Below are 1,175 nucleotides of genomic sequence, written 5' to 3'. Positions count from 1 at the left end.
CGTCGGCATGCCCGCCTCTTGCTCCTTGATCATCCCGATAATCTGCGCCTCGGTAAAACGGCTCTTTCGCATTCGTCTGCTCCTTCAAGGTTGGGCAGACTCTACATCATGATGAGGGATTTCGCGGGGGGCAGGTCAGTCGACACCGACAAGCCGACAGGCCCGGCGCTGCGAGATGCCGTGATCCCGCATCGCCCTGAGCGCTGCCTCTCGCCGCTTGGTCAGCGTCGTCAGTTCTTTCCCAGAAGATCCTTCAGAACCACATTGTCCAGCATCGTATCGGCCAGCAGCCGCTTGAGCTTGGCGTTCTCATTCGGCGCGGGACGACCGGGCCTGGGGCGGCGATGACCCGCCCGGCGTGGTCTATTTCTATGCTCCCGGACGGCATGGCGAACACGCGGAAAAATTCCTGACCGGCTTTGACGGCATCCTGCAGATTGACGGTTACACCGGCTACAACCGGCTGACCAAATCCTCGCGTAAGGGCGGCGCCCCTATTCGGGTGGCACATTGCTCGGCGCATACCCGCCGCAAGCTCAGGGAGGTCTTCGATCGCGACGGATCCGAATCGGCAAAGTCGCGCCTCGGCGAAAAACTGGCCTATATCCACAGCCACTGGCAGAGCCTGCAGACCTTCCTGACCGATGGCCGCGTCGAGATCGACAGCAACAGGGTCGAAAATCTCGTCCGTCCGATTGCCCTCAATCGCAAGAGCGCATTATTCGCCGGTCACGACGAGGGCGGCAAAGCCTGGGGCCGCATCGCCTCCCTGATCGAGACCTGCAAGATCAACGGCGTCGAGCCCTTCGCCTGGCTCACCGCAACCCTGACAGCCATCGCAGCAGGTCATCCCAAAAGCCGCATCGACGACCTGTTGCCGTGGAACTTCAAGCCGTCAACCTGAGGTGGCTGTGCCAGTCAGACAACGCTTACCCCTCTTCGCATATCAACCACGCCACGATTGCGGCTAGCAGAGCCGCGCTTGGCGAAGGCCCAACATGCGAAAGCGCCCCGGAGGGCGCTTCGCAGGATAAGTTGGTTGCGGGAGTAGGATTTGAACCTACGACCTTCAGGTTATGAGCCTGACGAGCTACCGGGCTGCTCCATCCCGCGCCAGAGTGTTCTCTGTTGGGGTCATCGAAAGAGAGATACCGTATTGAGGGTTTGTTAGGTTT

General features: G+C 60.4%; 1 tRNA gene and 2 pseudogenes. 1 reads left to right on the top strand and 2 read right to left on the bottom strand.

What is annotated here, in order from left to right:
• Positions 1 to 138: 138 nt before the first annotated feature.
• A pseudogene (locus AB9K34_RS00485) lies at positions 139 to 314 on the bottom strand (IS3 family transposase); the annotation flags it as partial.
• Positions 315 to 316: 2 nt separating this feature from the next.
• Here AB9K34_RS00485 and AB9K34_RS00480 point away from each other — a divergent pair.
• Positions 317 to 904: pseudogene (locus tag AB9K34_RS00480) on the top strand (transposase); the annotation flags it as partial.
• Positions 905 to 1,036: 132 nt separating this feature from the next.
• Here AB9K34_RS00480 and AB9K34_RS00475 read toward each other — a convergent pair.
• A tRNA-Met gene (locus AB9K34_RS00475) sits at positions 1,037 to 1,113 on the bottom strand.
• Between the last annotated feature and the right edge of the window lie 62 nt (positions 1,114 to 1,175).

This window comes from Sedimentitalea sp. XS_ASV28 (assembly GCF_041224545.1).
Classification (GTDB): Bacteria; Pseudomonadota; Alphaproteobacteria; order Rhodobacterales; family Rhodobacteraceae; genus Sedimentitalea.
Note: the sequence above shows the minus strand (reverse complement) of the source record. Positions and strands in the feature narration are given on the sequence as shown.